Consider the following 23,674-nt stretch of genomic DNA (forward strand, 5'->3'; position numbering starts at 1 on the left):
GCGATTTTTGGCACACAAGCCGACGTTCGGCGGGCAAGTCAGAGGATGCAGAACTCGTTGCCCTCCGGGTCGGCCAGCACGACCCAACTCTGCTCGCCCTGGCCGATGTCGACTTCGGTGGCGCCCAGCTCGAGCAGCCGGGCCACCTCGGCGGCCTGATCGTCGGGCCGGAAGTCCAGGTGGATGCGGTTCTTGACCACCTTCGCGTCGTCGACGGCGAGGAACAGCCACTTCGGGCCATGGCCGGGTGGCGGGGTCAGCACCACATCACCGTCGGCGTCGGTGTGCGCGGGCCAGTCCAGCACCCGCGACCACCACTGGCCGAGCGCCTCCGGGTCATGGGCGTCGATGCAGATCTCGTCAAAGGTCAAAGACATGGTCGACTCCCGCGTTCGCTCCGGTCCTCACTCGCCCCTCGCTGCGATCCTCACTCACGCCCGTCTCCCACACATTCGCCCGTCTCCCGGATCACTTGGTCAGCTCCTTCTTGAGCACCTTGCCCATCGCGTTGCGCGGCAGACTCTCGACGATGCGCACCTCACGCGGCCGCTTGTGCACCGAAAGCTGTTCGGCCACAAAGTCGATCACCCGCTGCGGCTCGACATCCCCGACGACGAAGGCGACGATGCGCTGTCCCAGATCCGCATCGGGCAGCCCGACGACCGCCACCTCCTCGATGCCGGCATACCCGAGCAGGACGGTCTCGATCTCACCGGCGCCGATCCGGTACCCACCGGACTTGATCAGATCCACCGACTCGCGGCCAACGATGCGATGCATGCCATCTGCATCGATCACCGCGACATCGCCGGTACGGAACCAGCCGTCGGGATCGAAGGCCTCGGCGGTGGCATCCTCGCGGTTGAGATAACCCGTGAACACGGTGGGCCCCTTGAGCTGCAGGTGACCGATCGTCTCACCGTCGTGCGGCACGAGCGCACCGTCCTCGTCGACAAGGCGGGTCTGCACCCCGTCCAGCGGCAGCCCGACCCACCCGGGACGCCGCTCACCGTCGGCCCTGGTGCTCAGCGTGATCAGTGATTCGGTGCTGCCATACCGCTCGACGGGCGCATGCCCGGTCAGCCGGACCAATTCGTCGAACACCGGCACCGGAAGGGCCGCGCTACCGGACACCAGCAGCCGGGCCCCCGCCAGTGCACGCGCGGCCCGCTCGTCGGCGGCGATCCGCGACCACACCGTGGGCACCCCGAAGTACAGCGAACCGCGCGCCTCGGCGTAACCGGCCGGTGACGGTTTCCCGGTGTGCACGAACCGGTTTCCGATCCGCAACGAGCCGAGCAGACCCAACACCAGACCATGAACGTGAAACAGCGGCAGCCCGTGCACCAGGGTGTCCTCGGCCGTCCACTGCCAGGCATCGGAGAGTCCGTCGATATCGGCGGCGATGGCCTGCCTGCTGATCTTGACGCCCTTGGGCAGTCCGGTGGTGCCCGAGGTGTACATGATGATCGCCGTCGACTGCGGCGCCGGCTCGGCGTAGCGATGCCAGGACCGCGCGTGCATGCGCACCGGAATATGCGGCAGGCCTTCGGTTTCGGCGGGCAGCTCACCGAGCCAGGCCTGGGCAGCCGAGTCGTTCAGCAGATGGGCGCGCTCGGTGGCACCGACATCGGGCGGCACCGGGACGAACGGCACACCCGCGATCAGGCACCCGATGACCGCCAGCACCGTGGTGGCCGTCGGGGTGGCCAGGATGGCCACCCGTTGCGCCCGCGCGACCCGTTCGGCGACCGAGGTTCCGGCCCCCACCAGGTCGCTGCGACTCAGGCTCACTCCATCGATGCGCACGGCGTCGGCAAGGTCGTGCCCGGCGGCGACCGCAGCCGGGTCCAGCGAGGTCAGCAACACCCCTGCGAGGTTACTCTTGGGCCATGGCCCGGATCGAACGGCTGTCCAGTCGTGAGGTATACCGCAACAATTGGATGACGGTGCGCGAGGATGCCATCCGCAGGCCCGACGGCAGCGAGGGCATCTACGGCGTCATCGACAAGCCCACGTACGCACTCGTGATCGCCCGTGACGCGGACAGGTTCCACCTGGTCGAGCAGTATCGGTATCCGATCGGGTTGCGGCGCTGGGAATTCCCGCAGGGCACCGCACCGGATCTGGCCGACCTGGAACCCGAGGAGCTGGCCGCCCGCGAGTTGCGGGAGGAGACCGGGCTGCGGGCCGGATCTCTGGTGCGGCTGGGCATGCTGGACGTGGCCCCCGGGATGAGCAGCCAACGCGGCTGGGTCTTCCTGGCCACCGGATTGCACGAGGGTGCTCATGAGCGTGAGCACGAAGAGCAGGACATGCGCAGCGAGTGGTTCACGGCCACCCAGATCGAGGAGATGATCCGCGGCGGCGCGATCACCGACGCGCAGACCATTGCGGCATGGGCCATGGTCCTGCTGTCCGAACGGAATTGACACCGGAATTGCGTCACAATGTGGTCTCTAATTGACGCAGCGGATATGACGATCCGCATTTTTGTCAGAACCCGCAGTTACGGTTGGACAGAGCTGATTCCACGACTGAAATGGGAAAGGGATGTTGGTCCGTCGACTGTGCGCCGCGCTTGCCGCCCTCGTGGTGGCCGGCCTCTTTCCCGCACCCTCTGCCGGCGCTGCAGCCCAGTGGTGGAACGGTCGCTATCAGGTCGTGAGCTACGCCTCGCAGAAGAACGGCACCAGCGTCGCGGCGCGGCAGCCGGAGGGTGACCTGACGGCGCTCTACACATTCGCCACCGCCTGCGGCACCGCGTGTGTGGCGACCGTCGTGGACGGGCCGGCGCCGTCGAATCCCACCATCCCGCAACCGCAGCGCTACACCTGGAGCGCAGGCAAATGGACATTCAGCTACAACTGGCAGTGGGAGTGCTTCCGCGGTGAGGGGTTACCGCGGGTATACAGCCCCGCACAGTCGTGGGTCACCTACACGCCGCAGCCCGACGGGTCGTTGCAGGGCAGTTGGTACACCGACATCCTCAGCGGGCCGTGCCGCGGTAACGTGCTGATCCCGGCCGCGGCATTCCCCGCTCCCTGACGTCCCTGACGATCAGTCCCGCAATGCGCGCAGGAAGAACATGAGGTTCGCGGGTCGTTCGGCGAGACGGCGCACGAAGTAGCCGTACCACTGCGAACCGAAGGGCACGTACACCCGGACGCGAGCACCGGCGTCGGCGAGCCGTCGCTGCTCGTCATCGCGGATCCCATAGAGCATCTGATACTCGAAATCACCACTGCCACGGTCATATTCGGCCACCAGACCAGGCACCCTTTCGATGATCGCCGGATCGTGCGAGGCGACCATCGGGTAGCCGGGTCCCGCCATCAGGATCCGCAGGCACCGCAGATAGGACTCGGTGACCTCTTCGGCATCGCGGTGGGCCACCGAGGCCGGTTCGTCATAGGCGCCCTTGCACAGCCGGATCCGTGAATCGGCCAGTTCGGCACAATCGGCCGGGGTGCGTTTCAGATAGGCCTGCAGCACCGTGCCCACCCACCCGAAATCGACCCGCAGGTCCCGCACGATCGACAGGGTCGAATCGGTGGTGGTGTGATCTTCGGCGTCGACGGTCACCCACACCCCGACTTCGGCGGCCCGCTCGCAGATGATGCGGGCATTCTCCAGCGCCACCTTCTCACCGTCGTGAGCGAGGGCCTGGCCGAGGGCGGACAGTTTGAGAGATACCTCCAGCGGTCTTACCGCCGAGTCGGTCTCGGCGCGGGCGTGCAGCGCACCCAGCAGACCGAGATAGGCCTGCACCGTGGCCCGGGCGGTCGCGATATCGGTGACATCCTCACCGAGATGGTCGATGGACACCATCCGTCCGGAGTCCCGAAGGTCGGCCACCGATTCCATGGCGTCCTGCACGGTGTCACCGGGCACGAATCGATGCACCACCTCCCGGGTGATCGGCAGTCGTTGCGCGGTGCGGCGCAACCCGTCGCGTCGGGCGGCGGCCAGAATTGCGGGACGGGCCACCCGGGTGAACACGCTCATCACTGACCTCCCATGTGCGGATACTCGTGCCGAGTGGGTGGCACGAACGTCTCCTTGATGGATCGCGGGGACGTCCAGCGCTGCAGATTGAGCGGGGATCCGGCCTTGTCGTTGGTGCCCGAGGCACGCGCGCCACCGAACGGTTGCTGGCCGACCACCGCACCGGTCGGCTTGTCGTTGACGTAGAAGTTGCCCGCCGTGTGCCGCAGGCGATCCTGGGCGGTGACGATGGCGGTGCGGTCATCGGCGATCACCGCACCGGTCAACGCGTACGGCGCGGTCTCGTCCACGACGGTCAGGATGCGGTCGAAATCCCCATCGGGATAGATGTGCACGGCCAGGATCGGCCCGAAATATTCCGTGGCGAACGACTCGTCGCTGGGGTCGTCGGCCAGCAGTACCGTCGGCCGCACGAAATACCCCTCGCTGTCGTCATATTCACCGCCGACGGCGATGGTCAATCCGGGTGTGCTCTTGGCCCGCTGCAGGGCGCGGGCGCTCTTGGCGTAGGCGCGGGCATCGATCAGCGCGCCGCCATAGTTGCTCAGATCGGTGACATCGCCGTAGCTCAGCGCCTCGGTGGCCGATAACAGGTCATCACCCATCTGCTGCCAGATCGACCGCGGCACATACGCCCTCGATGCCGCCGAGCATTTCTGGCCCTGATAATCGAAGGCGCCGCGGATCAGCGCGGTGCGCAGCACATCCGGCCGGGCGCTGGAATGGGCCAGCACGAAATCCTTGCCGCCGGTCTCGCCCACCAGCCGCGGATAGCTGCGGTAGCGCTCGATGTGAGTTCCGACCTCTCGCCACAGGTGCCGAAAGGTCGCCGTGGACCCGGTGAAGTGGATACCCGCCAGCCGCGGATCGGCCAGCACCACCTCCGATACGGCCTGCCCGTCACCGGTGAGCAGGTTGATCACGCCGGGCGGCAGTCCCGCCGCCTCCAGTAGCTGCATCGTGAGGTATGCCGAGAACGTCTGGGTGGGTGCGGGTTTCCAGATCACCGTGTTGCCCATCAGCGCCGGCGCGGTGGGCAGGTTGCCCGCGATGGCGGTGAAGTTGAACGGGGTGATCGCATAGACGAACCCCTCCAGCGGCCGGTGATCGGTACGGTTCCATACCCCGGCACCGCTCACCGGTTGCTGGGCCAGGATCTGCCGCGCGAACGCCACGTTGAACCGCCAGAAATCGACGAGCTCGCAGGGCGCGTCGATCTCGGCCTGATAGGCGGTCTTGGACTGGCCCAGCATGGTGGCCGCCGCGATCTTCTCCCGCCACGGTCCGGCGAGCAGGTCGGCCGCCCGCAGGAAGACCGCCGCCCGTTCCTCGAAGGGCAGGTTCGCCCATTGCGTCTTGGCATCCTCGGCGGCCTCGATGGCGGCCTGCGCCTCGGCATGCCCGGCGTTGGTCATGGTGCCCAACCGAGCACGGTGCCGGTGTGGCTGCACCACGTCGATGGACTCGCCGCTGCCCATCCGATGGGCACCGGCGATCACGCACGGTAGGTCGATTGTGTTGCCGGACAGCTCGTTCAGCGCTGCGGTCAGCCGGGCGCGTTCGGGTGAACCCGGTGCGTACTCTCGCACGGGTTCGTTACTGGGCGCGGGCACCTGCGCGATGCCGGTGATGGCGTTCATGGTTGTCAGGATGACGTGGCAACGCTCGGAAACTTTTGTCCGAATGGCCAACACGTGGGGTTCTCGCTAGTACGATCGGACAGCATGGGTGGCGTCCGTCTCGGCCAACTGCTGCTGGCGCTCGATGCCACCCTGGTGTCGCTCGTCGAGGCGCCGCGCGGCCTGGATCTGCCGGTCGCGTCGGCCGCTCTGTTGGACCGCGACGACATCCAGCTCGGCGTGGCCCCGGCCTTCGGATCCGCCGACATCTTCTTCCTTCTCGGGATCGACCACCCCGACACCATGCGCTGGCTCGACCAGCACGGCCGCTCGCCCGTCGCCATCTTCGCCAAACACCCCAGCCCCGAGCTGATCCGTCGGGCCACCCGCGCGGGTGTCGCGGTGGTGGCGGTCGAACCCCGCGCCCGGTGGGAACGCCTGTACCGGTTGGTCGACCACGTCTTCGACCATCACGGCGCGGGTTCCGCACACGACTCGGGCACCGACCTGTTCGGCCTGGCCCAATCGATCGCCGAGCGCACGCGCGGCATGGTCAGCATCGAGGACGCCGAATCGCATGTGCTGGCCTATTCGGCGTCCAACGAGGAGGCCGACGAGTTGCGCCGGTTGTCGATCCTCGGCCGCGCCGGTCCGCCCGAGCACCTGGCCTGGATCGCCCGGCGCGGCATCTTCGACGCGCTGCACGCCAGACCCGACCCGGTCCGCGTCGCCGAACGCCCCGAGCTCGGCCTGCGACCGCGACTGGCCATCGGGATCTTCGGCGTCACCGGCGACGCCCGGCGCGCACCGGCATTCCTCGGCACCATCTGGCTGCAGCAGGGTGATCGGCCGCTGGCCGAGGACACCGAGGAGGTGCTGCGTGGTGCCGCGGTGTTGGCGGGTCGGCTGATCACCCGGCTGGCTACCAAACCCTCCGGTCAGTCGGTGTTGGTCCAGGACCTGCTCGGCCTGACCGGTGACCCCGCCGATATCGAGGCGATCAGTCGCGAGCTCGGTGTCCCGGCCAACGGGCGGGCGGCCGTCATCGGCATCGATTCCGATACCGAGGGCACCCGACTGTCCGATGTCGTCGCCTTGAGCGCCAACGCTTTTCGACCTGACGCCCAGGTTACGGCGGCCGGTGGTCGGGTGTACGTCCTGTTCCCGGACGCGGGCAAGGGCCTGCCGTCGTGGGTGCGCAGCGCGGTGTCCTCACTACGGACCGAACTGGGCCTCGAGCTGCGGGCGGTGACCGCCGCACAACTCGACGGTCTGGCCGGTGCGGCCACCGCGCGCGCCGAGGTGGATCGGGTGCTCGACAGCGCTGCGCGCAGGCCCGGGAGCCTGGCGCCGATCACCTCACCGGCCGAGGCACGCACGACCGTGCTGCTCGACGAGATCGTCACGCTGATCACCGCAGACGAGCGCCTCGTCGATCCCAGGATCAGGGCGTTGCGCGCCGACGAGCCGGTGCTGGCACACACGCTGACCGTGTACCTGGACAGTTTCGGCGATATCGCGTCCGCCGCCGCCGCGCTGCACGTGCACCCCAACACCGTGCGCTACCGGGTGCGCCGCATCGAAGGGATCCTCGGCGCGTCACTGGCAGATCCCGACGTGCGCCTGCTGATGACGCTGAGCCTGCGTGCCACGGCCTGAACCGGCTGCCCGGCATGGGGCAGGATTGCCCGGGTGAGACGTTTCCTGGCTGCCGCCATATCGACCTTGGCCGTGTCGACCATGGCCGTGTGTCCACACGCATCGGCGGCGCCGAGCGCACTTCCGCCCACCACCGGCGGATTCGACTACCAACTGGGCGGAACGTCGGATGCGCAGGGACTGGCAGTCGTCGTGCGGGATTCCACCGCGCAGCCGCTGGCGGGCGCATACAACATCTGTTATCTCAACGGTTTTCAGACTCAGCCGGGAACGGATTGGGCCGACGGACATGGTTCGGCACTGTTGCGTGACAAATCGGGCGCACCCGTCATCGACCCCGACTGGCCCGACGAGTACATCCTGGATCCGACCACCGCGGCACAGCGCGCCACCATCCTGGAGGTGCTCGCCCCGGAGCTGAATCACTGCGCCGACAACGGATTCGATGCCGTCGAGATCGACAACCTGGACACCTTCACCCGTTTTCCGGTCATCGAGGAGGCCGATGCGCTGGAGCTGGCCCGCAGCTATGTCGCGCTGGCCCACGGCCGCGGACTGGCGATCGGCCAGAAGAATGCCGCCGAACTCGCCGGGATCGGGCGCCGGCAGCTGGGTTTCGATTTCGCCGTCACCGAGGAGTGCGCGGCCTATGACGAGTGCGCCGCCTACACCGGACCGTATGGACCGCACGTGCTGCAGATCGAGTACGTCGACAACCTGCCCGCCCCGTTCGCGGCGGTGTGCGCCGCACCGGATCGGGCACCGCTGACCATCCTTCGCGACCGCGAACTTGCCCCGCCGGGCGCGTCGGGCCATGTGTATCAGCAGTGCCCCTGAGTCGCGCGCCGAGTGGCCACTTGTGACACGTCATCCGGCCGACCGCGTGCGATAACCGGCCGCTCGGCCGACTAGGGTTACTGCGCCAGTCGCTGCGCGGCCGCCGCGATCCGCTCGTCGGTGGCCGTCAATGCGACACGCACATGCCGGGCACCTGCCGGGCCGTAGAACTCGCCGGGTGCCACCAGGATTCCGCGCTGCGCCAGCCATGCCAGGGTCTGGCGGCACGGCTCCTCGCGGGTGGCCCACAAATACAGGCCCGCCTCTGAGTGGTCGACGGTGAAGCCGGCCTCCAGCAGCGCCGGCAACAGCAGCGCCCGCCGGCGCGCGTAGCGTTCGCGCTGCACGGCGATGTGTTCGTCATCGGTCAGCGCGGCGACCATGGCCGCCTGCACCGGTCCGGGCACCATCATCCCGGCGTGCTTGCGCACCGCGAGCAGCTCGGTCACCACCGCCGGGTCACCCGCCACGAATCCGGCACGGTAGCCAGCAAGCGATGATGTCTTGGACAACGAGTGGATGGCCAGCAGGCCCGTGTGGTCGCCGTCGCAGACCGACGGATGCAGCACCGATAGGGGTTCGGCTTCCCAGGCCAAGCCGAGGTAGCACTCATCGGAGGCGACCAGCACACCGCGTTCGCGCGCCCAACCCACGACCTTGCGCAGGTGGTCGACTCCCAGGACCTTGCCGGTCGGGTTGCTCGGCGAGTTCAGATAGATCAACGCCGGGGTCTGCGGACCGATCTGGGTCAGTGAATCCGCCGCCATGACCTGCGCACCCGCCAGGCGAGCGCCGACGTCATAGGTCGGATAGGCCAGCTCGGGGATCACCACGGTGTCCTCGGCGCCCAAGCCGAGGAGTGTGGGCAGCCAGGCGATGAGCTCCTTGGTCCCGACGACCGGCAACACGGCCTCCGCCGCGACACCGGTGATGCCGAACCGGCGCGTCAGCGCGGCATGAATCGCCGAGCGCAATGCCGACGTACCCGCGGTGGTCGGGTATCCGGGGACGCCACTGGCCTGAGCCAGCGCGTCGCGGATCACCGGGGCCACCTCGTCCACCGGCGTGCCGACCGACAGGTCGACGATGCCGTCCGGATGCGCTTTCGCCGTGGCGGTGACGTCAGCCAGCGTGTCCCAGGGGAACACCGGCAGTTGGGCCGAGCGGGCCGATCGTGACGCGGTCACTCGCCCTTGGGCTCGAGGTCCTTGATGGCCTGCGGATCGTTGTCGGTCTGGCCGACCTTCGACGCTCCACCGGGCGAGCCGAGCTCACTGAAGAAGTCGGCGTTGCTCTGCGTGTAGCTGCTCCACTGGTCGGGCACGTCATCTTCGTAGTAGATGGCCTCGACGGGGCACACCGGTTCGCAGGCGCCGCAGTCGACGCACTCGTCCGGGTGGATGTAGAGCATCCGGCCACCCTCGTAGATGCAATCGACCGGGCACTCCTCGATGCACGCCTTGTCTTTGACATCGACGCAGGGCTCGGCAATGACGTACGTCACTGATGTTTCTCCTGTCCAGTGGGCTGCTGGTCCGGGTTTCAGTACTGGGTGGGCGCGCTGAGCGAGCGCCCTGCGGGCCAGTATGAACGGCCCGTAACTGGACGTGCGTCTCAGTGTGCCCTAACTTCACACGCCGCCCATCCCGCGGCGGCGTGCAGTTACTGATACTAGACGTCGCACATACAGAAGGCCTAGTCACCACGCGCAGGTTTTCGTCCTGTGCAACTTGTTGCATATGACCGCCGGTTCCGTCTAACGTTCGGCCATGGCTTTGCCGCACGCCATCCTCGTCTCCCTCTGCGAACAGGTCGGTTCGGGTTACGAGCTGGCCCATCGCTTCGACCGCTCGATCGGGTACTTCTGGTCGGCGTCACATCAACAGATCTATCGGTCGCTGCGCGCCATGGAGGCCGACGACTGGGTGCGGGTACGCGAGGTCGCCCAGCGGGGCCGCCCGGACAAGAAGGTGTACTCGGTGACGCCGACCGGCCGGGCCGAGCTTGCTCGCTGGATCGCCGCACCCCTTTCCGGACGCGGCTCGACCGTCGCCGACAACCGCACCCGCGACCTGGCGGTCAAGATCCGGGGGTGCGGCTACGGCGATATAGACGCCGTCCGCGAGCAGGCGGTCGCGCTACGCGCCGAGCGGATGGCGCTGCTGGATACCTACCGCGGCTTCGAGAAGCACCAGTTTCCCGATCCGGCCCGGCTGACCGGCGCCGAGCTGCACCAATACCTGGTGCTGCGTGGCGGTATCCGCGCCGAAGAGGGCGCCATCGAATGGTTGTCAGAAGTCCTGTCGGCACTCGGAGGTGTGCGATGACGTATCCGAACGTGACCTATCCGAACCTGCTCTCACCACTGGATCTGGGTTTCACCACCCTGCGCAATCGGGTGGTGATGGGCTCGATGCACACCGGCCTGGAGGATCGTGCCCGCGATACCGACAGGCTGGCTGCCTATTTCGCCGAACGCGCCCGCGGTGGGGTCGGCCTGATCATCACCGGCGGGTACGCGCCGAATCGGACCGGCTGGCTGTTACCGCTGGCCGCCGAGATGCGCTCGGAATCCGATGCGCGCCGCCACCGGCGGATCACCGCGGCCGTCCACGCCGAGGGCGGCAAGATCGCCCTGCAGATCCTGCACGCCGGACGCTATGCCTACCATCCACTTTCGGTCAGCGCTTCCTCGATCAAGGCGCCCATCAACCCGTTCCGCCCGCGAGCGCTGCGCAATGTCGAGGGCACCATCGACGATTTCGTGCGCGCCGCCCTGCTGGCCCGTTCCGCCGGATATGACGGCGTCGAGATCATGGGCAGCGAGGGCTATCTGATCAACCAGTTCCTCGCGCCGCGCACCAACAAGCGCACCGACGCCTGGGGTGGCACACCGGAGAAGCGGCGACGTTTTGCCGTCGAGATCGTCCGCCGGGTACGCGAGGCAGTGGGAGCGGAGTTCATCATCGTCTACCGACTGTCGATGGCCGACTATGTCGAGGACGGTCAGACCTGGGCGGAGATCGTCGCGCTGGCGACCGAGGTCGAGGCGGCGGGCGCAACGATCATCAACACCGGGATCGGGTGGCACGAGGCCCGCATCCCGACGATCGTCACCTCGGTGCCATCCGGCGCGTTCGCCGGCACCAGCAGTGCGCTGGCCGAACATGTCGGTGTCCCGGTGGTGGCGTCGAACCGGATCAACATGCCCGAGGCCGCCGAGCAGATCCTCGCCGACTCGCACGTGCAGTTGATCTCGATGGCGCGCCCCCTGCTCGCCGATCCGGACTGGGTACGCAAGGCCGCCGAGGACGCCGCCGACCAGATCAACACCTGTATCGCCTGCAATCAGGCCTGCCTGGATCACGCGTTCGTGCACAAGACGGTGTCCTGCTTGCTGAATCCGCGTGCGGGACATGAGACGACACTGACCCTGGCACCGACCCGGCGGGCGCGCTCGGTCGCGGTCGTCGGCGCCGGGCCCGCCGGGCTTTCGGCGGCGGTGAGTGCGGCGCAGCGTGGACACCGCGTAACCCTCTTCGAGGCCGGGTCGACAATCGGAGGCCAGTTCGACCTCGCCCGGCGGGTGCCCGGTAAGGAGGAGTTCAACGAAACAGTGCGCTATTACACCCGGATGCTGGAGGTGCACGATGTCGACGTGCGCCTGGGCGTGCGGGCGACGGTGCAGACGCTGACCGGATTCGACGATGTGGTGCTGGCCACCGGTGTAACAGCCAGGGTGCCGGCCATTCCCGGGATCGAGCATCCGATGGTGCTGACCTACGCCGAGGTGCTCTCCGGTGCCCCGGTAGGGGCGTCGGTGGCCGTGATCGGCGCCGGCGGTATCGGATTCGACGTCAGCGAGTTCCTGGTCACCGACCAATCCCCCACCCTCAACGTCAAGGAGTGGAAGGCCGAGTGGGGGGCACTCGATCCGTTCGAGGCCCCCGCGGTGCGCGGCGCGCTGACCACGCCGGTGCCGCTGCCGCCCGCGCGCCAGGTGTTCCTGCTGCAGCGCAGCAAGGGGCCCCAGGGCCGCGGGCTGGGCAAGACTTCGGGCTGGGTGCACCGTGCGTCGCTGAAAGCCAAAGGCGTCGAACAGCTCTCGGGTGTGAACTACGAGCGCATCGACGACGACGGCCTGCACATCAGCTTCGGGTCCGACCATGCGCGACCCCGGGTGCTCGCCGTCGACAATGTGGTGATCTGCGCCGGCCAGGAATCGGTGCGCGATCTCCAGGACGGCCTACGGGCCAACGGTGTCGAGCCGCACGTCATCGGCGGGGCGGCCGTGGCCTCGGAGTTGGATGCCAAGCGCGCGATCCGTCAGGGCACCGAACTGGCCGCCCGGCTGTAACTCCCGTTCCCCGCGAGCGTGCGTGTCCGCACCCCGACTCGCCGTGTCCGGGGCAGAGTTCACGCACGCTCGCGGCGGGAGTCAGGCCTGCTTGAGCGCTTCGATCTCCAGGGTGACGGTCACCTTGTCACCGACGACGGCGCCACCGGTCTCCAGCGGGGCGTCGAAATCGATCCCGAAGTCCTTGCGGTTCAGCACGACCGACGCCTCGAACCCGGCAACCGCACCGTGCCCCATACCCGGGTTGACGCCGTTGAACCGAAGATTCAGCGCGACGGGCAAGGTGGCACCCTTGAGCGTGAACTCGCCGTCGAGTACGTAGTCGTCACCATCGGCGCGCACGCCGGTCGAGGTGAACGTCGCGGTCGGAAACTGGTCGGCGTCGAAGAAATCGGGCGCCTTCAGGTGCGCATCACGCTGCTCGTTGCGGGTGTTGATCGAGGCGATGTCGATCGTGGCGGTGACCGACGGGGTGCCGTCCTCGGCGACGGTGATGGCGCCGGCGACCGAGTCGAAGGTGCCGCGCACCTTGCTGACCATGAGATGGCGAACCGAGAAGTTCACCGAGGAGTGCACGGGATCGATCGCCCAGGTTCCGGCGGTCAGGTCGGTGGCTGCGGCTGTGGTCATGATGTCTACTCCTGTGGTCGTCGGGCCGGCTTTCCGGACACCTCTCAGCCAAGTTAAACGGACCACGGTCCGATTTCATTCCACGCGATGTGCATCCGCTGGTGTCAGCCACCGGGCGATATTGCGCACATAGTCGAAGAACACGTCGAGCCGAGCCGGGTCGTCCCTGATCCCCCGGCCCGCCCGCTCGGTGACGAAGTCCGGCGCGCCGCGGTCGACATCCCAGTTGTAATCGGCGAAATGGTGGAACGTCGAACAGGCCAGAGCCCGGCCGAGCACCGAACCGTCGGCGCCACGCTCACCGTCCAACGCCACCGCAAGGTTGAACACCCGTCCCGTCGTCGCACTGCAGCCCTGCGCCACCACCCGGGCGCCAGGTACCTCGGCGGTCACCAGACCCTCGTGCGGATGCGCAGGGAACCATCGGATCCGGCCCCCGGGCACCGCGTCGGTCCGGAGCAGTTCGTGACCACGGTCCAGTACCGCCTGATAGTCACCGTTGGCACCGGAATGGTAGTTCGGCCAGGAGATCTCGGGATTGTCCACATCATCGCGCAGGCCGGCCGGATCGACGCTCGCATCATGGAACCTGTTCACCGCGCCCAGCGAACCGAGTGCCGACAGACACCTGCCGAGGTCCTGATGATCGCGCGCGGTCAGCACGCCGCCGCCGCGGCGCCGGAATCCGGCGATTGCCCGGCACTCACGCTCGGTCAACCCGGCCCCGGTGTCGACAGCCATCAGCCAGAGTTGGTCGAAGTGCGACCGATCCAGCCCGGCGAGCACCGGATCGTCGCCACCGCACGCTCGGTTCCGGGTGACCACCTGGTGCCCGGCGGCCCGCAGCACGTCGCCCAGCAGGCCGAAGCGCTCGACCGACCAGTCCTGTGCGTCGAACGGGATCGTGGTCTGGAGCAGGATTCTGGCCATCGACCTCACTCCGTGACGCGCAAATGCGCCCGAGCGGCCAACTCGTCGGTGTCGACGAGCACGAGCATCGGCGTTCCCGGCGTGCAGAACATCGTCACGAGGAACCGGCACGGGATGTCTTCCCGATTGTTTGCGTCGCTGTAATGGATGACATCACCGCCGGGCTCCCAGAACGTCTCACCGGCGCGCACGACGCGGGGCGCCGATCCCTCAAGCTCGAAAAGCACCTCCCCGTCGAGCACATAACCGAACGCGGGTCCGCCGGGATGCTTGTGCGGCGGCGCCCCGGCGCTGCCGGGCGGATACTCGATGATCAGCGTCATGACATGTGCGACTTGCGGTATGGCCGGCGGTGTCGCCTCGCCCACCACGGTGAGGGCATCTTCCCAACCTGGGTCGTACTTCACGATCTTCACTCCTCGGTAGTCACAGGGCGGCACCGCCGCCGGGTCACAGGGCGGCACCGCCGCCGTCGACGTGCAGTGTCGAACCGGTGATGAAACTCGACCGCGGCGAGGCGAGGAACAACACCGCCTGCGCAATCTCCATCGGGTCCGCGGTACGACCCAACGGCATCGAGCGACCCAACTCCTCATTGGAATCACCCCACTCCGCCTGTACCCCTTCGGTTCTCGTAGGCCCCGGTGCCACGCTGTTCACCCGGATCCCCGCCGCGCCGAATTCCACGGCCCAGGTACGGGTCAGCGATTCCACTGCCGCTTTCGACGCGCTGTATGCCGACGCCCGAGCGACCCCCTTGGTGGCGACCATCGTGGTGATGTTGACGATGCTGCCGCGGCCGCGGCCCAGCATGCCGTCGGCGATCCCGGCGGTCAGGAAATACAGTCCGCGGACGTTGATTCCGAATGTCGCGTCAAAAGAGCTCAGGTCCTGGTCGACGGTAAGCGCAGCCGGGAAGTAGGCCGCGTTGTTGACCAGGATGTCGACCTCCCCCGCGCTTCGGACCAGCTGCTCCACCCCACTGGGCGTGCCGATATCGGCTTGTACGAATCGCGCCCCGAGCTGATCCGCCGCGGCCACGCCGCGCTCGGCATTGCGCCCGGCGATGACGACGGCGGCACCGGCCTCGACGAGCAACCACGCCGACGCCAGCCCGATGCCCGCGGTGCCCCCGGTGACCAGTGCCCGCTGCCCTGCCAGTTCCATCAGGCGACCTCCTGGTCGCCGGGTGCCAACGCCAGGCGCAGCCGTTGCCGTGCCCGCGACGCGCGCGACATCACCGTTCCCACCGGGATGTCCATGATGGTGGCGATCTCGGCGTAGGTGTAGCCCTCGACGAACGCATAGAACAACACGTTTGTGAACCCGTCCGGCAGCTCGCCGAGGGCATCGCTGAGCTCGGGGTGCGCCAGCGCGCTCAGCACCTCGGCCTCGGCCGACACGTGGGCGGCCGTGCGTGCCAGCATCCGATCGCTGATCCCGTCGACCGGTGTCTCGGTCGGTCGACGTTGTTGGGCACGGTGGTTGCTGACCCACCGGTTGTACATGATCTTGAACAGCCACGCCTTGAGATTGGTGCCGTGCTGGAACCGCGGATATCCCGCATAGGCGTGTAACAACGTGTCCTGCAACAGATCCTCGGCGTCGGCCTCGGACCGGGTCAGCCGGCGGGCACCACGATGCAGCATCTCCAGCAGCGGACGGGTCTCCGCCGCAAAACGTACCGACAGGTGTGGGTCGGGTACTGATGTCAGTGTCATATCGGACCGCCCCTACCGGTGCACCGGCGCGGAATCGGCCAGCCAGTCGGCGAACCGGGTGCCGAAGACCGTCGCCTCGGCACCGGCAATCAGCGTGGTGTCATCGAGCACCACCCCGAAGTAGGGGGCCGCACGGTCGGTGACGACCTCGCGGTCATCGCCGCTCGCCCGCAGCTGCAGGCTCACAAGCTCGTCGAGTCCGATGCGTTCGGGTCCGCACACCTCGACGATGGCATCGGCGGATTGACCTACCGCGACACCGGCCACTGCGGTCGCGACATCGTCGGCGGCCATCGGCTGGCTCGCCGCCGAGGTGATCCGAACCGTCCCGCCGACTGTGGCCGAATCGGCGATGCGGCCGACGAATTCGAAGAACTGGGTGGCCCGCACGATGGTGAACGGGATGCTCCCGTCCCGGATCAACCTCTCCTGGGCAAGTTTCGCCCGGAAGTAGCCGCTGTCCTGGAGCCGATCGGTCCCCACCACCGACAGGGCGACGTAGTGCGATACGCCAACGGCCCTCGCGGCAGCCAGCACGTTGTTTCCGGCACGGGTGAAGAAGTCCAGCGCAGGCCCATCCTCGAAGGACGGCGAGTTCGCGACGTCGACGATGACTTCCGCGCCGGTCAGCGCATCGGCCAGACCATCGCCGGTCAGGATGTCGACCCCCGAGGCCGGGGATGCCGGCAGCACGTCGTGGCCCTGCCTGCCGAGTTCGGTGACCACCCTCGAGCCGATGAGCCCGGTGCCACCGATAACCACGATTTTCACAAGTTCCTCCAGTTCCGAGTCATTCTTCGGAAACCAGCGTGTCCCGGTGCACCACCGCACCGAGCCCTTGAAAGTCCGTAGTCTCTCCGACTACGTGGTCAGCGGGCGACCGTGCGCAACTGCCGGCGCGACCTGATACCCAGCTTCACGAACACCTTGCGCAGATGCCACTCCACGGTGTGGGTGCTGATGAACAGCTGCGCGCCGATCTCGGCATTGGTCAACCCATCGGCGGCCAGCGCGGCGATCTGTGCCTCCTGCGCGGTGAGCGCATCCCCGGCACCGAACTGTCGGGCACGCACCTTCTCGCCGACCGCCACCAACTCGCGACGCGTCCGTTCCGCGAACGCTTGCGCGCCCATCGCGGTGAACAGTTCGTGTGCGGCACCGAGTTGATGGCGCGCGTCGGTCCGGCGGTTTGCCCGGCGAAGCCACTCACCGTAGGACAGCCGCACCCGGGACAGGAGCAACCGGATACCGACCCGATCCAATCGTTCGATCGCGTCGAGAAACTTCGCCTCGGCAGCGGTGTCATCGGCCACCAGTGCCCGCGCGGCCGATGCCGCACCGTGGCCCCACTGGGTGCCGCCTGCGGTGGCACGTTCGACGAATCTCGGCAGGGCCGCAGTGGCGGTGGTCCGGTCGCCGACGTGCACCGCCGCCTCGATCAGTTCGTACAGACCCCAGCTGTGGAACCCGAGATCCTCGTACTCGCAACAGTGCCGGGCGGCGGCCAACGCTTCGGCATACCGGCCGAGCCCGTTGTTCAGTACCGCGCCACAGAACGCCGCCAGACCGCTCAGCCGACCTTCACCACGAGCCGCCCCCGCGGTGCCGGCACTCTCGATGAGTTCGATGGCCTCCTCGGGCACACCTCGCCAGGCAGCAACATTGAGCGAGTGATATCGCACGGGTACCTGCCCCATGGCGGTACTCATGGCCGCGGCTTCCTCCAGAACATCTGCGGCAACGCCGAACTCACCGCGATAGAAGTGCACGCCGGCCCGGTAGCCCAGCGCCGGCGGCAGCGCGGCCACGGCTCCGAGGTCACGCGCGCGACGCACGGTGTCGGTAGCGATGCGTTCGAGCACCGCGTCGTCCCACAGCTCGTGGGCGGCTGATTCCTGGATCACCGGGGACGGCCAGTACAGCCACCGGGCCGGGTTGTGCTCCGCATCGGCGTTCCACATGTCCAGTGCGGCGATCAGTTCCGTCGATCCGGCACCGGGACCGTCGATGATCCGCGCGCACATGCCCGCGAGGAGACGATCGATGGACCGGGCCGGATCGACGGCCTTCCGTGCGGCCTCGGCACCCTCGGTGGCCACCTCCGCCAGCAGCTTCGGCGGGCCCAACCGTCCGGCGTACATCGCCGCCGCGAGCGCCTCCAGATAGGTTTCCCTGGCGAGTTCGTCGTCGAGGCCGTTCAAACCACGGGCGGCGGTCAGTAGTCCCTCGGCGGCCTCGGCGACGGTGGGTGCACCCGCCGCCGCCGTCCGGCTGCGGACGAAGTCCATCTGCGCCCGCATCCGCACCACCAGAGCCTTCTGCACCGGCTCCAGCGGCGCGGAGTCCGTCATCGCCAACAGGGCGTAGGCCGAATCCGGCTCGGCCACCTCGCGTTTGGCCTGGGCGGCGGCGATGGCACGCGCTCCGCGAAGGTGCGGATCCCTGGTGAGCACCGCCGAGCGTTCCAGGAAGGCGGCGGCGGCCGCCATGCCGCCGCGTCGCTGTGCGCGACCGGCGGATGCCTCCAGTTCGGCCGCCACCGCATCATCGGGCCCCGCCGCGGCATTGGCGGCGTGCCAGGCCCGCCGGTCCGGATCGGCTTGCGGGTCCGTCGCCCGCGCCAGCGCGCGATGAACACCGCGGCGTTCGCCGAGGTCGGCGGCCCGGTAGGCCGCCGAACGCATCAGCGGGTGGGTGAACCGGACCCGCGTCCCGAGTTCGATCATGCCCGCCGCCTCGGCGGGCCCCAGCTCATCGACGGGTATGTCCAAAAGAGCTGCGGCGCGCAGGAACAACGCCGCATCACCGACCGGCTCGGCAGCGGCGAGCAACAGCAGCTGCCGAGTTGGCATCGGCAGCCGTTGGATGCGTGCAACGTATCCGTCCTCGAGGGCGGCTGTCGAGGAACGTCGACCGGAAATCCAGAAGCCACCGGCCAATTCGGCGGCCGAGACACTGCGCGGCACATCGAGGAGCGCCAAGGGCACCCCGCGGGTTTCCGCGACGATACGATCGCGCACCAGCGGATCGATACCGCCGATCATGATCGACTCCAGCAGTTCGCGTGCGGCGGCATCACCGAGTCCGGTGACCGGGTGCTCGGGCAACCCGGCGAGCACGTCGGGGTGACCGTCGCGGACGGCGAACACCATGGCCACCGGCTCTGCCAACAGTCGTCGTGCGACGAACGCCAACACCTGCACCGACACCGTGTCGAGCCATTGCGCATCGTCGATCAGGCACAGGACGGGCTGGGTGGCCGAGGCGCCCGCCAGCAGGCTCAGTACTGCCAATCCCACCAGGAACCGGTCGGGTGGCGGCCCGGTGCCGTATCCGAATGCGACCTCCAGGGCGGCGCGCTGCGGTATCGGCAACGTCGCGATGTCGGCGAGTAGCGGCGTACACAGCTGTTGCAGCCCGGCGAAGGCGAGTTCCATATCGGACTCCACACCTGCCAATCGGAGCCGGCTGAATCCGGTTGCGTTGCAGGCCAGCTGGTTCAGCAGCGCCGTTTTTCCCACGCCCGCCTCACCGCGCAGCACCAGCACCCGACTCCGGCCCGACCGCGCGTCGTGGGTGAGGGCGTCGAGGATCGCGGCATCACGCTCGCGGCCGCGCAGCCTCTCCGACATAGCCGTCGATGGTAACGACTCCACGCGATTGTCGGATCGGGGATGAGTCCACGGCCGTGCGCGCGTTCGACCGACCAGAAGTGTGCAGCCCGCACCTTCGTGAGCATCGGAGAAATCATGAGCGTGGACAACCTCACCCGCAGCGACAACGGCCTCGACGAGCTGGTGCCGTCGCGGTACGCCCTGAAGATCGGCGATATCGACGTGTTGATCATCAGCGACGGCGTACTGCCGATCACGGCATCCACCATGGCCACCAACGCCGAACCGGCCGAGTACTCGGCGTGGCTGAAGGAGATGTTCCTCCCGCCGGAGATCCTGGACTGGCCCCTCAACGTCGCCGTGGTGCGCAGCGGGAGCCGGACCATCCTGATCGATTCCGGTCTCGGCACCGAGTTCCCGGACTTCCCACGGGCGGGCCAACTGGGTATGCGACTGTCCGCGGCGGGGGTCGAACCCTCCTCGGTCACCGATGTGGTGCTGACCCACCTGCACATGGACCATATCGGTGGTCTGCTGGTCGACGGGCTGCGCAACAAGCTCCGTCCCGACCTGCGCGTGCACGTGGCCGCCGCCGAGGCGGAGTTCTGGCAGTCCCCGGACTTCTCCCGCACCGTCATGCCCGCGTCGATACCGCCCGTACTCCGACGGACCGCCGCCCAGTTCCTCGACCTCTATCGCGGGCAACTGCGCACCTTCGAGGACGTCTACGAGGTGGCGCCGGGAGTTGTGTTGCGGCGCACGGGCGGACACACCCCAGGGCACAGCGTCGTGCGTATCGAATCCGGCGGCGAGGCGCTGACGTTCGCCGGTGACGCGGTGTTCCAGCCGGGATTCGACAACCCCGAATGGCAGAACGGTTTCGAACACGACCCCGAGGAGGCGACCCGGGTCCGGATTGCGCTGTTGGCCGATCTGGCGGCCAGTGGTGAACTGCTGGTGGCCACCCACCTTCCGTTCCCGTCGCTGTGCCATGTGTCCGCGCACGGCGGGACATTCCGCTTCGTGCCGGCGACCTGGGACTACTGACGGGCTGAGCCTGCGGTCGGGTCGGCTACTCGGTGATGACACCCCACTTCGCCTCGGCTCCGGAGTGCCCGATCAGCACCACGCCGACCGTCGATGACACACCGACCACCACGGCGAGGACCGCCAACCCGACCGCGAGCCCCCGACCAGGTCGCTCCGTGCGCGACTCCCGCACGTGCTGGACCGCCTGCAAGATCGCCACGATCAACAAGCCGATCGCAAAGTAGATCATCCACTCGCCGCGCTCCTCATGCAGCTCAAGGATGGCGCTGTGCGCACTTTCGCGGTTGTACAGCCACTCACCCGCCGATGTCACCAGCGGCGTGAGCGCCATGACGCCGGCAGCCAGGGCCAGCACCAACCACACCAAGCGAGTGCGGGCGGCCCGCCAGAACGCACAGAGAATGAGCAATGCGGCCGTCAACGGCGCCAGCACCACCACACCGTGCACCAGCAGGGCGTGGGCGGGGATTCCGGCAATAGTGGTCATGGCATCGCTCCTCGGATGTGCGCATCCAGAAGATAACCCCTCAGGCCGCCGAGCGGCGCACCAAACACCGGTTCCGGCAACACGATCCGACACAGGCAAGCCTAGGCTCACCCCGGCCGACGACGGTGATCAGGCCGCCAGCGGGGTGTAATCGGTGCTGCGCTGCCGCGCCGGCCTGCCGATACCCTCGGCGATCGCGACGAGTTCGGCGACGGTCTTGGCCGAGCCGTTCTCCGAACCGGCCATCCGCGAGATGGTCTCTTCCATCAACGTGCCACCCAGATCGTTGGCCCCGCCGTTGAGCATCACCTGGGTTCGCTCGACACCGAGCTTGACCCAACTGGTCTGAATACTCGGGATCCTGCCGTGCAACATGATTCGCGCCAACGCATGCACCGCACGGTTGTCGCGGTGGGTGGGCCCAGGCCGGGCGCCACCGGCAAGGTACAGCGGCGAGGATTGGTGCACGAAGGGCAACGGGACGAACTCGGTGAATCCGCCGGTCCGATCCTGGATGTCGCGCAGCACGTTCAAATGTCCCACCCAGTGCTTGGGGGTGTCGACGTGCCCGTACATCATCGTCGAACTCGACCGTAGACCCACCTCATGCGCGGTGGTGACGACGTCGATCCACTCCGAGGCCGGCAGCTTGCCCTTGGTCAGCACCCAACGGATCTCGTCATCGAGAATCTCCGCGGCGGTACCCGGGATCGAGCCGAGACCCGCCGCGCGCAGCTCGGTGAGCCATTCGCGCACCGACAGCCCGCTGCGCGTGACGCCGTTGGCGATCTCCATCGGCGAGAACGCGTGCACGTGCATCGAGGGCACCCTGGCCTTCACCGCGCGCACCAGATCCGCATACCCGGTGACCGGCAACTCGGGATCGATTCCCCCCTGCATGCACACCTCGGTGGCACCGGCGACGTGCGCCTCCCAGGCCCGGTCGGCGACCTCGTCGGTGGACAGCGAGAAGGCATCGGCGTCACCCTTGCGCTGAGCGAACGCGCAGAACCGGCAGCCTGTGTAGCAGATATTGGTGAAGTTGATATTCCGGTTGATCACAAAGGTGACGTCATCACCGACCACCTCGCGACGCAGTGAATCCGCCAGCGCGGCAACGGCATCGAGCGCCGGTCCGTCGGCGGTGGCAAGCGCGAGATACTCGTCGTCACTACAGCCGCCCGGATCTCGTTCGGCCGAGCGCAACGCCGCCAACACATCGGTATCGATGCGTTCGGGCGCCCGCGCGGCGAGCTCGGACACCTTCTCCCGGATGGACTCCCAGTCCCCGAAGGCGCTGTCGAGGTCACTGCGGGTATCGGTGCGCCGGCCCTCCGAGTCGATGGCGGTGTGCAAATCCGTGCGGCCCAACGATTCCGAGGCTTCGTCGGGCTCCTGCCATGGCCGCCCCACCGGGTTGACATCGCGGGCCAGACCGGTTTCCGGATCGGCCAACGCGTCGACATGCCCACGCACCCGCGGATCGATCCATGCCGCACCCGCCTGCACGTACTGCGGCTGCGCGGTCAGCCGCTGCACCAGGTCGTAGCCGGCCTCGGCGGTGACGGCCGCCAGATCGTCGAGATTCGGCCACGGCCGCTCCGGGTTCACATGGTCCGGGGTCAGCGGTGAGACCCCACCCCAGTCGTCGACGCCGGCACCGATCAGCGCCAGGCACTCCGCGGGCGACACCAGATTCGGCGGCGCCTGGATGCGCATCTTGGGCCCGAGCACAAGTCGCGTCACCGCGATGGTCGCCATGAAATCGTCGATACCGGCATCGGGAGCTCCGGCCATGGCGGTGTGGTCCTTGGCCCGGAAGTTCTGCACGATCACTTCCTGAACGTGACCGAATTCCTTGTGCGACTTACGGATCGCGTGCATGGTCTCGGCGCGTTCGGTGAGTGTCTCACCGATACCCACCAGCAGGCCGGTGGTGAACGGGATGGAGAGCCTGCCCGCGTCATCGAGGGTCCGCAACCGGACCGCGGGGTCCTTGTCCGGGCTGCCATAGTGGGCCAGTCCCTTCGTCTCGAACAGCCGCCGCGACGTGGTCTCCAGCATCATGCCCATCGACGGCGCGACGGGCTTGAGCCGGGACAGTTCGGTCCAGCTCATGACCCCCGGATTGAGGTGCGGCAGCAGGCCCGTCTCCTCGAGCACCCGGATGGCCATGGCCCGCACGTAGTCCAGGGTGGAGTCATAACCGCGCTCGTCGAGCCATTGCGCAGCCTCCTCCCAGCGCGCCTCCGGGCGGTCACCCAGGGTGAAAAGCGCCTCCTTACAACCCAGTTCGGCACCCCTGCGGGCGACATCGAGGATCTCGTCGGGCTCCATGAACATGCCCTTGCCCTCGGCACGCAACTTGCCGGGAACCGTCACGAACGTGCAGTAGTGGCACTTGTCGCGGCACAGGTGGGTGACGGGGATGAAAACCTTGCGCGAATAGCTGACCGGCAACCGTCCGGTGCCGCCACGCCGCCCGGCCGATTCCAGGCCGGCGTCACGGACCCGGGCAGCGCTGGCGCACAGGTCGGCCAGGTCGTCGCCGCGGGCGGTCATCGCGATGGCCGCCTCGTCCACATTGAGTGCCACCCCGTCGCGGGCGCGCCGCAGTACACGCCGCAGCGCGGTGGGATTCGACTTCGGCGGTACCACCGGGCTGGGCAGATCGGAGCCGTGCTGGGGGTTCAGAGCCACTCCGGTGTAACCCCGCTGTCGGCGCGGATCATCCGCGCGTCTCACTATCTGAAACAGCTGCC

Annotated in this window: 22 protein-coding genes; 7 read left to right on the forward strand and 15 right to left on the reverse strand. The window is 67.8% G+C overall.

Annotated features, from left to right (window positions below; translation table 11 throughout):
* Positions 1-38 precede the first annotated feature (38 nt).
* Both IC40_RS0118355 and IC40_RS0118360 read right to left on the reverse strand, forming a co-directional pair.
* Positions 39-377 carry a VOC family protein gene (locus tag IC40_RS0118355; RefSeq protein WP_030136155.1) on the reverse strand — a complete coding sequence of 113 codons (339 nt, stop codon included), beginning with the start codon at positions 375-377 and terminating at the stop codon, positions 39-41.
* Between the two features lie 91 nt (positions 378-468).
* Positions 469-1,869 carry an acyl-CoA synthetase gene (locus IC40_RS0118360; protein ID WP_030136156.1) on the reverse strand — a complete coding sequence of 467 codons (1,401 nt, stop codon included), beginning with the start codon at positions 1,867-1,869 and terminating at the stop codon, positions 469-471.
* A gap of 23 nt (positions 1,870-1,892) precedes the next feature.
* Here IC40_RS0118360 and IC40_RS0118365 point away from each other — a divergent pair, with 23 nt between their 5' ends.
* Both IC40_RS0118365 and IC40_RS0118370 read left to right on the forward strand, forming a co-directional pair.
* Positions 1,893-2,432, forward strand: coding sequence for an NUDIX domain-containing protein (locus IC40_RS0118365; protein WP_030136157.1), 540 nt, complete (start codon positions 1,893-1,895; stop codon positions 2,430-2,432).
* Between the two features lie 121 nt (positions 2,433-2,553).
* Positions 2,554-3,048 carry an Rv2253 family sensor-like surface protein gene (locus tag IC40_RS0118370; RefSeq protein ID WP_030136158.1) on the forward strand — a complete coding sequence of 165 codons (495 nt, stop codon included), beginning with the start codon at positions 2,554-2,556 and terminating at the stop codon, positions 3,046-3,048.
* Between the two features lie 12 nt (positions 3,049-3,060).
* On the opposite strand, the gene IC40_RS0118375 is transcribed toward IC40_RS0118370, so the two are convergent.
* A complete protein-coding gene (locus IC40_RS0118375; protein ID WP_030136159.1) occupies positions 3,061-4,008 on the reverse strand; it encodes a proline dehydrogenase family protein in 948 nt (315 codons plus the stop codon).
* Positions 4,008-5,648: an L-glutamate gamma-semialdehyde dehydrogenase gene (gene pruA / locus IC40_RS0118380; RefSeq protein WP_030136160.1), complete on the reverse strand. Its 1,641-nt coding sequence runs from the start codon at positions 5,646-5,648 to the stop codon at positions 4,008-4,010. The genes IC40_RS0118375 and pruA overlap by 1 nt, the downstream gene beginning before the upstream one ends.
* 84 nt (positions 5,649-5,732) lie before the next feature.
* Here pruA and IC40_RS0118385 point away from each other — a divergent pair, with 84 nt between their 5' ends.
* Together IC40_RS0118385 and IC40_RS0118390 are read left to right on the forward strand one after the other, a co-directional pair.
* Positions 5,733-7,286, forward strand: a complete 1,554-nt coding sequence (locus tag IC40_RS0118385; RefSeq protein ID WP_030136161.1) for a PucR family transcriptional regulator — start codon at positions 5,733-5,735, stop codon at positions 7,284-7,286.
* A 33-nt stretch (positions 7,287-7,319) separates the two neighbouring features.
* On the forward strand, positions 7,320-8,123 hold the full coding sequence (locus IC40_RS0118390) for an endo alpha-1,4 polygalactosaminidase (RefSeq protein ID WP_234411647.1): 804 nt from the start codon (positions 7,320-7,322) through the stop codon (positions 8,121-8,123).
* A 77-nt stretch (positions 8,124-8,200) separates the two neighbouring features.
* Here the strand turns inward: IC40_RS0118390 and dapC are convergent, their stop codons facing one another.
* Both dapC and fdxA read right to left on the reverse strand, forming a co-directional pair.
* Positions 8,201-9,310: a succinyldiaminopimelate transaminase gene (dapC, locus tag IC40_RS0118395; RefSeq protein WP_030136163.1), complete on the reverse strand. Its 1,110-nt coding sequence runs from the start codon at positions 9,308-9,310 to the stop codon at positions 8,201-8,203.
* A complete protein-coding gene (gene fdxA / locus IC40_RS0118400) occupies positions 9,307-9,627 on the reverse strand; it encodes a ferredoxin (RefSeq protein ID WP_019510504.1) in 321 nt (106 codons plus the stop codon). Before fdxA ends, dapC begins: the two co-directional genes overlap by 4 nt.
* Before the next feature lie 265 nt (positions 9,628-9,892).
* Between fdxA and IC40_RS0118405 the strand changes: the two genes are divergently transcribed.
* Positions 9,893-10,450, forward strand: coding sequence for a PadR family transcriptional regulator (locus IC40_RS0118405; RefSeq protein WP_030136164.1), 558 nt, complete (start codon positions 9,893-9,895; stop codon positions 10,448-10,450).
* A complete protein-coding gene (locus IC40_RS0118410) occupies positions 10,447-12,480 on the forward strand; it encodes an FAD-dependent oxidoreductase (RefSeq protein WP_030136165.1) in 2,034 nt (677 codons plus the stop codon). Before IC40_RS0118405 ends, IC40_RS0118410 begins: the two co-directional genes overlap by 4 nt.
* 81 nt (positions 12,481-12,561) lie before the next feature.
* Here the strand turns inward: IC40_RS0118410 and IC40_RS0118415 are convergent, their stop codons facing one another.
* The 7 genes from IC40_RS0118415 to IC40_RS0118445 all read right to left on the reverse strand — a co-directional run bounded on the left by IC40_RS0118415 (position 12,562) and on the right by IC40_RS0118445 (position 19,393).
* Positions 12,562-13,110 (reverse strand): YceI family protein, encoded by a 549-nt coding sequence (locus IC40_RS0118415; RefSeq protein ID WP_030136166.1) that lies wholly within the window; start codon positions 13,108-13,110, stop codon positions 12,562-12,564.
* 75 nt (positions 13,111-13,185) lie between these two features.
* Positions 13,186-14,040: a hypothetical protein gene (locus IC40_RS0118420; RefSeq protein WP_030136167.1), complete on the reverse strand. Its 855-nt coding sequence runs from the start codon at positions 14,038-14,040 to the stop codon at positions 13,186-13,188.
* A 5-nt stretch (positions 14,041-14,045) separates the two neighbouring features.
* Positions 14,046-14,447, reverse strand: coding sequence for a cupin domain-containing protein (locus IC40_RS0118425; protein WP_036470337.1), 402 nt, complete (start codon positions 14,445-14,447; stop codon positions 14,046-14,048).
* Between the two features lie 43 nt (positions 14,448-14,490).
* Complete coding sequence (locus tag IC40_RS0118430) at positions 14,491-15,207, reverse strand: SDR family NAD(P)-dependent oxidoreductase (protein ID WP_030136169.1); 717 nt, start codon at positions 15,205-15,207, stop codon at positions 14,491-14,493.
* Positions 15,207-15,761: a sigma-70 family RNA polymerase sigma factor gene (locus IC40_RS0118435; protein ID WP_030136170.1), complete on the reverse strand. Its 555-nt coding sequence runs from the start codon at positions 15,759-15,761 to the stop codon at positions 15,207-15,209. The genes IC40_RS0118430 and IC40_RS0118435 overlap by 1 nt, the downstream gene beginning before the upstream one ends.
* Before the next feature lie 12 nt (positions 15,762-15,773).
* Positions 15,774-16,532 (reverse strand): SDR family oxidoreductase, encoded by a 759-nt coding sequence (locus tag IC40_RS0118440; protein ID WP_030136171.1) that lies wholly within the window; start codon positions 16,530-16,532, stop codon positions 15,774-15,776.
* A gap of 98 nt (positions 16,533-16,630) precedes the next feature.
* Positions 16,631-19,393, reverse strand: a complete 2,763-nt coding sequence (locus IC40_RS0118445; protein ID WP_030136172.1) for a helix-turn-helix transcriptional regulator — start codon at positions 19,391-19,393, stop codon at positions 16,631-16,633.
* A gap of 117 nt (positions 19,394-19,510) precedes the next feature.
* On the opposite strand from IC40_RS0118445, the gene IC40_RS0118450 reads away from it, so the two are divergent.
* Positions 19,511-20,422: an MBL fold metallo-hydrolase gene (locus IC40_RS0118450; protein ID WP_030136173.1), complete on the forward strand. Its 912-nt coding sequence runs from the start codon at positions 19,511-19,513 to the stop codon at positions 20,420-20,422.
* 25 nt (positions 20,423-20,447) lie between these two features.
* Here the strand turns inward: IC40_RS0118450 and IC40_RS0118455 are convergent, their stop codons facing one another.
* Both IC40_RS0118455 and IC40_RS0118460 read right to left on the reverse strand, forming a co-directional pair.
* Positions 20,448-20,912 carry a DUF2231 domain-containing protein gene (locus IC40_RS0118455; RefSeq protein ID WP_030136174.1) on the reverse strand — a complete coding sequence of 155 codons (465 nt, stop codon included), beginning with the start codon at positions 20,910-20,912 and terminating at the stop codon, positions 20,448-20,450.
* Positions 20,913-21,041: 129 nt separating this feature from the next.
* Positions 21,042-23,612, reverse strand: coding sequence for a bifunctional FO biosynthesis protein CofGH (locus IC40_RS0118460; RefSeq protein WP_030136175.1), 2,571 nt, complete (start codon positions 23,610-23,612; stop codon positions 21,042-21,044).
* Positions 23,613-23,674 lie beyond the last annotated feature (62 nt).

It is taken from the genome of Mycolicibacterium neoaurum ATCC 25795 (assembly GCF_000691525.1).
Classification (GTDB): domain Bacteria; phylum Actinomycetota; class Actinomycetes; order Mycobacteriales; family Mycobacteriaceae; genus Mycobacterium; species Mycobacterium neoaurum.

Bases quoted from the DNA above. Each gene is read 5' to 3' on its own strand.
- IC40_RS0118355 (WP_030136155.1), bottom strand. From the start codon at position 377: ATGTCTTTGACCTTTGACGAGATCTGCATCGACGCCCATGACCCGGAG.
- IC40_RS0118365 (WP_030136157.1), top strand. From the start codon at position 1,893: ATGGCCCGGATCGAACGGCTGTCCAGTCGTGAGGTATACCGCAACAAT.
- IC40_RS0118370 (WP_030136158.1), top strand. From the start codon at position 2,554: ATGTTGGTCCGTCGACTGTGCGCCGCGCTTGCCGCCCTCGTGGTGGCC.
- IC40_RS0118375 (WP_030136159.1), bottom strand. From the start codon at position 4,008: ATGAGCGTGTTCACCCGGGTGGCCCGTCCCGCAATTCTGGCCGCCGCC.
- pruA (WP_030136160.1), bottom strand. From the start codon at position 5,648: ATGAACGCCATCACCGGCATCGCGCAGGTGCCCGCGCCCAGTAACGAA.
- IC40_RS0118385 (WP_030136161.1), top strand. From the start codon at position 5,733: ATGGGTGGCGTCCGTCTCGGCCAACTGCTGCTGGCGCTCGATGCCACC.
- IC40_RS0118405 (WP_030136164.1), top strand. From the start codon at position 9,893: ATGGCTTTGCCGCACGCCATCCTCGTCTCCCTCTGCGAACAGGTCGGT.
- IC40_RS0118410 (WP_030136165.1), top strand. From the start codon at position 10,447: ATGACGTATCCGAACGTGACCTATCCGAACCTGCTCTCACCACTGGAT.
- IC40_RS0118415 (WP_030136166.1), bottom strand. From the start codon at position 13,110: ATGACCACAGCCGCAGCCACCGACCTGACCGCCGGAACCTGGGCGATC.
- IC40_RS0118420 (WP_030136167.1), bottom strand. From the start codon at position 14,040: ATGGCCAGAATCCTGCTCCAGACCACGATCCCGTTCGACGCACAGGAC.
- IC40_RS0118430 (WP_030136169.1), bottom strand. From the start codon at position 15,207: ATGGAACTGGCAGGGCAGCGGGCACTGGTCACCGGGGGCACCGCGGGC.
- IC40_RS0118435 (WP_030136170.1), bottom strand. From the start codon at position 15,761: ATGACACTGACATCAGTACCCGACCCACACCTGTCGGTACGTTTTGCG.
- IC40_RS0118445 (WP_030136172.1), bottom strand. From the start codon at position 19,393: ATGTCGGAGAGGCTGCGCGGCCGCGAGCGTGATGCCGCGATCCTCGAC.
- IC40_RS0118450 (WP_030136173.1), top strand. From the start codon at position 19,511: ATGAGCGTGGACAACCTCACCCGCAGCGACAACGGCCTCGACGAGCTG.
- IC40_RS0118455 (WP_030136174.1), bottom strand. From the start codon at position 20,912: ATGACCACTATTGCCGGAATCCCCGCCCACGCCCTGCTGGTGCACGGT.